A 5,675-nucleotide genomic window follows, 5' to 3' on the forward strand; every position below is an offset into this window, starting at 1 on the left:
AGCGCCCTGATCCAGGTGTTCCCGAACGACCCGGCCCGGTCGGTGGCGGCCGAGTGGACGGCGAACAGGCCGAACCGCTCGGTCGCCGCGGCCAGCGCGGGGCCGGTGAGGTCCAGTTCGGCGTCGACGGCGTCGCGGGCGGCGGCGTGGTCGGCCCGTAGCGCCAGCAGGTTCGCCGTCCGGTAGGACGTGCCGGTCCGGCCGACGAACACCCGCGCCGGCGTCACCGCCCGGACCCGCTCGGCCAGCGCCGCGAGGTCCACCGGCACCACCGACGACGCCTCGGGTTCCTGGCCCGGCGTGGTCCGGTCGGGCGACGCCAGGTCGGCGGTCTCCGACAGGGGCCGGTCGGGGGAACGGCTCGGGGTCATCGGGTCGGGCCCGAGGGGAGAGTGGCGAGGGCGCCGTCGAGGCCGGCGGTGAGCAGGGCGGCTACCGGGCCGGTGGGGTCGGCGAGGTGGCCGTCGACGAGCAGGCCGCGGTCGGTCAGCCAGGCGGTGAACTCCGGCGCGGCGCGCAGGTTGAACAGTTCGCGCATGCCGGCGGCGTCGTGGTAGCTCGTCGACTGGTAGCCGAGCATGACGTCGTCGGCGCTCGGGACGCCCATCACGAACGTGCAGCCGGCGGCGACGAGCAGGACGAGCAGGTCGTCGTTGGTGTTCTGGTCGGCGTCGACATGGTTGGTGTAGCAGACGTCGCAGCCCATCGGCAGGCCCAGCAGCTTGCCGACGAAATGGTCCTCCAGGCCGGCGCGGGTGATCTGGCGGGCGTCGGCGAGGTACTCCGGGCCGATGAAACCGACCACCGAGTTGACCAGGAACGGGTCGAACGCCCGCGCCACCCCGTGCGCCCGCGCCTCGCAGGTGAGCTGGTCGACGCCGTGATGGGCGTCGGCGGACAGCGCGCTGCCCTGGCCGGTCTCGAAGTACATGACCTGCTCGCCGACGAAGTCGCCCGGCCGGTCCCGGCGGTGGTGGGCGAGCACGGCCTCCCGGCCCTCGGCGAGCAGGTCCAGGGTGATCCCGAAGCTGGTGTTCGCCGCCTCGGTGCCGGCGACGGACTGGAACAGCAGGTCCACCGGTGCCCCGGCGGCCAGCGCGGCGAGCTGGGTGGTGAGGTGCGCGAGCACGCACGTCTGGGTCGGCAGGGCGAGCGCGTCGACCAGGGCGCCGAGACCGCGCAGGATCGTCCCGACCTGCTCGACCGACTCGCGCGCCGGGTTCACACCGAGCACCGCGTCGCCGCAGCCGTGCAGCAGGCCGTCGAGCACCGACAACAGGATGCCCTCCAGGTGGTCGGCGGGATGGTTCGGCTGGACCCGCACGCCGAGGACGCCCGCCTCGCCGATCGTGTTGCGGCAGCGGGTCACCGTCCGCAGCGGTTTCGCGGCGCAGATCAGGTCCTTGTCGCTCATGATCTTTGCGGTGGCGGCGGCGATCTCGGGGGTGATTGCGCGGGCCAGGCTGTCGTCGCGCCAGCGCGCCGGGAACGACGGCGCCAGCACGAGCTCGCGGAACTCGCCCACGGTCAGCGATGCCAGCGGGGCGAACGACGCGGTGTCCTGGCCTCGCAGGATCAGGTCGGTCACCGCGTCGTCGATCAGCGGCGCGGCGACGATCTCACCGAGGGTGACGTCCGCGAGCGCGAGCTTGGCCGCCACCCGCTCGCGCGCCGACCCGGCGGCGATCCCGGCGAGCTGGTCGCCGGACTTCTCCTCGTTCGCCTTCGCGAACAGCTCCGCCAGATCGGCGAAGACATGCCGCTCGCCGCGCAACGTCATCCGGTAGGCCACCGCGGCCACCTCCCGTTCGCCGACGCACTCGGTTCGCTGACGCACTCCGCTCGCTGACGCACTCGTTCGCGGAAGCACTCCGTTCGCGAAAGCAGGTCGTTCGCGGAAGCAGGTCGCTTGCCACCGGGTGTCGCTCGCCGGCGCACTCCGCGCGTAACGGTACGTACCTTTGCCCCGGACGGACGATGGAGCCGTATTACGGTGCTCCCCGTGCCGGAGGACGGGAACGGGAACGCGGGCGCCGGCGGGGCCATGACGCCCGGGCCGGCCATGACGGCGGGCGCGGCGGGGACGTCGCCGCCGAGTCGGGGGACCACGCGATGAGCGCAACCTCGGTGGAGGGGCTGCTCGGGCTGGCCGAGACCGTCGACGAGGTGCTCGGCGCCTACGATCTCGGCCCGGCGCCGAAGACCACCCTCCTGCACGTCTCGGAGAACGTCACTTACCAGGTGGATGACCTGGCCGGTGGGCGTCGCTGGGCGCTGCGGCTGCACCGCCCCGGCTACCACAGCCGCGCCGAGATCCACGGCGAGCTCGCCTGGGTGGCCGCGCTGCGCGCCGACCGGGTCGTGCGGACGCCGCTGGTCGTCCCGACCCGCACCGGCGCCCCCGTGGCGACCGCGACCGCCCGGCCGGAGGATGCCCGCAACAGTGGTGCGGGTGACGGAGGCGGGGGCGGCGGCACCGAGCGGCACGCCGTGCTGTTCGAATGGGTCGAGGGACGTTCGCCCGAGGACCTGGAACCCGCCGTGCTGCGAGGGACGTTCAGCCAGCTCGGCGACATCACCGCCCGGCTGCACCGGCACGCCCGGAGCTGGGCCCGCCCGCCGTCGTTCGCCCGCTTCGCCTGGACCTGGGAGAGCACCCTCGGCCCCGCCGCCCGGTGGGGGAGCTGGATCTCCGGCCTGCGCACGGCGCTGGGCGAGGCGGTCGTCGTCGGAGCGGACGCGGCAGCGGGCGGGAACGACCCGGGATCGCGGGTCGCCGCCGGGCCGGGATCGCAGGGTGCCGCCGGACGGGGATCGCGGGGTGCCGCGGCGCGCGAGGCGGTGGACCTGCTGGGCCGGGCCGTCGCCGTCGCCGAGGAGCGCGTGGCGGCCTTCGGCCGGGGACCGGACCGGTTCGGGCTCATCCATGCGGACATGCGGATGGCTAACCTCCTCGTCCCCGACGACGCCGGGATCATCGGCGCGGGAGGTATGCGCGCGGGGCGGGCGGACGAGGTCTGCGTCATCGACTTCGACGACTGCGGGTTCGGCTGGTACCTGTGGGATCTTGCGGCGTCGCTGTCGTTCATCGAGCACCTGGACTCCGCCGGCGATCTCGTCGCCGCGTGGCTCGCCGCCTACCAGCGGCGGCTTCCGCTGACCGCCGCGGACGTCGCGATGATCCCGACCTTCGTGCTGCTGCGCCGGCTGCTGCTCGTCGCCTGGCTCGGCACCCATCCGCACTCCGACGCGGTGCCCAGCATCCCGGCGTACGCCCGCGAGACCTGCGACCTCGCCGAGCGCTACCTCGCCGGACGCCTGCTCGCCGGCTGACCGCGGCCGGCCCGCTTGAATGTCCCGCTCGCCGGGGACTATGCGGACATCACCCCGCATCGACGAAAGGGCGTGCCACATGTTCACCTCGGTCGCGGGTCGGACCGTCGTGGTCACCGGCGGAAGCAAGGGGATCGGCAAGGGCATCGCCCGGGTCTTCGCGACGGCGGGGGCGAACGTCGTGCTCAGCGGCCGGGACGTCGTCGCCGCGGCGACCACGGCCCAGGAGCTCGACGAGCTCGGCGAGGGCACCGTCAGCTTCGTGCTCGCCGACGTGGCCAGCGCCGAGGACAACGCCCGGCTGGCCCGGACCGTCGCCGAGCGGCACGGCGGGGTGGACGTCGTCTGCGCCAACGCCGGAATCTTCCCGTCCGCGCCGCTGGCGACGATGACGGCGGCCGACATCGACGAGGTGCTGGGCACGAACGTCAAGGGCGCCATCCTCACCGTGCAGGCGTTCCTGCCGGCGCTCGTCGCCTCCGGCCGCGGCCGGGTGATCCTCACCTCGTCGATCACCGGGCTGATCACCGGCTATCCCGGCTGGTCGCACTACGGCGCGTCCAAGGCGGCGATGCTCGGGTTCATGCGCACCGCCGCGGTCGAGCTCGCCCGGGACCGGGTCACCGTGAACGCGGTGCTCCCGGGCAGCGTCCGCACCGAGGGCCTCGACGAGCTGGGCGCGGACTACCTGAGCTCGATGGAGGCCGCGATCCCACTGCGCCGGCTCGGCGAGGTCGACGAGATCGGCCACGCGGCGCTGTTCCTCGCCTCGGACGAAGCCTCCTACATCACCGGGCAGGCGCTGGTGGTCGACGGCGGTCAGATCCTGCCCGAGTCGCCCGCGGCCCTGCAGGGCTCGTAACGCAACGCCCGGCTACCGGATGAGACCCGGGGGATCCGCGCCACCCACGTCAGCCGCGGCCGGCCTGCATTCCTGGGTAATCAAATCGTGCAAAGCGGATATCGGGGTGCACGCTCCGATCGGCTGGCAGCGCGGCGGGATGATACTCGGCCCGGCGAACGGTGGTGGCCGCATTTCGGCGGAGTTTCGGTCGCCGCGACGAGGAAGGCCGGGCTCGACGTGGCGCGCATCGACAACCGATCCAGTACCCGACTGTCCTCCATTGTCGCGTCGTTGACACGGTATTGACCTGCTATTCCATTGCGACGTTATATGGCCGTGCAGATCGAACCGACTCCTGGTCTGCACAGTCATGAGCGGCATGGAGGTGTCTCTTGAGTATTTCGAATCCTGAAATTCCGTCTGATGCGGATGCGCGCGGCAGTGGCGTCCGCGAGGAAATGCTCGTGCCGGATCCCGATCGTCCCCGCGAGGTGCCTTTTCCGGGCGCCGACTGGTTCAGGACGAACCCGAACAGCAAGATCATCACTGCGATGGGCTGGCGCCTGGTCGAGGAGGGCTGCGGCGCGTACAAGGTCGGACCAGGGCCGCAGTGGTCGGACGCCGACCGCCACTCGTACCAGAAGTGGCAGCGGAAGCTGGGGTACACCGGTAGCGATGCTGACGGCTGGCCCGGCCGGAAATCCTGGGACAGGCTGAAGGTCCCGCGGACCTGAGCCGTGTATCCGTCGTAATCGGGCGGCCTTGTCTGCGCCACGTGATCCGGGCCGTGGAGGTGTGGACGTGGGAACGCCGGACTGAGCATTCCCACGCCCCACCGATCACATCCGGATACGAGGAACGGTCCGCGGCAGTCCCGGCGCCCGGGCGGTCGGCAGATGCAGGAGGTTGTCGACGTTTCGACGGCTCCCAGCCGTCACCAACCTCCTGCAATTGCCGACGCAACTGAGACGGGCATCGGCCAACGCGGTGCTCCCGCGCACCGCCCTTTGGTCACACTGGGATGCGCACCCTGGCACCATTCGGCGGCGGGTGCGGAGACGCCGACGGCACGCCTGCAATCCGGTGGCCCCGACCGGCCGCACCGGCGGCTCCATCAAGCCGGCAGATTCGACGGTCACGGGCACGGTGCCGGTCTCGGAGTCGGTGCCGGTCTCGGGGTCGGTGCCGGTCGAGGTCTCGGCGCCGGACTGGGGCTCGGTACCGGTCTGGGTCACGGCGTGGTCTCCTGGCGGTCGTCGGCTTCGAGGCTCGACGCCGTTCGGGATTTGGGGTCGTCCGCGATCCCGCGTGGCGAGTATTGCGCGAGCAGCTCGGTCGCGATGCGCCGTAGGTGCGCGGCGACGCCATCGGGTTGACCGGGCGGCTCGTCGACGACCACCCGCGCGCCGAACCCGGCGAGGTCGGCGGCGGCGACGGCCGCACTCGGGAACGAGGCGCACAGCGCCGTCCAGCCGGCGGTGCCCTGGCGGGCGATGGG

At 72.4% G+C, this 5,675-nt stretch carries 4 protein-coding genes and 2 pseudogenes; 3 read left to right on the forward strand and 3 right to left on the reverse strand.

Annotation, left to right across the window (positions count from 1 at the left end):
* Together ND748_RS23550 and eutB are read right to left on the reverse strand one after the other, a co-directional pair.
* Positions 1 to 371: ethanolamine ammonia-lyase light chain EutC (locus ND748_RS23550; protein ID WP_285902593.1), on the reverse strand; the 371-nt coding region annotated here is incomplete at its 3' end.
* Complete coding sequence (gene eutB / locus ND748_RS23555; protein ID WP_374216010.1) at positions 368 to 1,792, reverse strand: ethanolamine ammonia-lyase subunit EutB; 1,425 nt, start codon at positions 1,790 to 1,792, stop codon at positions 368 to 370. The genes ND748_RS23550 and eutB, both read right to left, overlap by 4 nt.
* 320 nt (positions 1,793 to 2,112) lie before the next feature.
* On the opposite strand from eutB, the gene ND748_RS23560 reads away from it, so the two are divergent.
* The 3 genes and pseudogenes from ND748_RS23560 to ND748_RS23570 all read left to right on the forward strand — a co-directional run.
* Positions 2,113 to 3,333: a phosphotransferase enzyme family protein gene (locus tag ND748_RS23560; RefSeq protein WP_251748141.1), complete on the forward strand. Its 1,221-nt coding sequence runs from the start codon at positions 2,113 to 2,115 to the stop codon at positions 3,331 to 3,333.
* Between the two features lie 79 nt (positions 3,334 to 3,412).
* Positions 3,413 to 4,195: a 3-oxoacyl-ACP reductase FabG gene (gene fabG, locus ND748_RS23565; RefSeq protein ID WP_251748142.1), complete on the forward strand. Its 783-nt coding sequence runs from the start codon at positions 3,413 to 3,415 to the stop codon at positions 4,193 to 4,195.
* A gap of 470 nt (positions 4,196 to 4,665) precedes the next feature.
* A pseudogene (locus ND748_RS23570) lies at positions 4,666 to 4,911 on the forward strand (peptidoglycan-binding protein); the annotation flags it as partial.
* A gap of 497 nt (positions 4,912 to 5,408) precedes the next feature.
* Here the strand turns inward: ND748_RS23570 and ND748_RS23575 are convergent.
* Positions 5,409 to 5,675 (reverse strand): annotated as a pseudogene (locus tag ND748_RS23575) (hypothetical protein); the annotation flags it as partial.

This window comes from Frankia sp. AiPs1, assembly GCF_023716945.1.
Classification (GTDB): Bacteria; Actinomycetota; Actinomycetes; order Frankiales; family Frankiaceae; genus Frankia.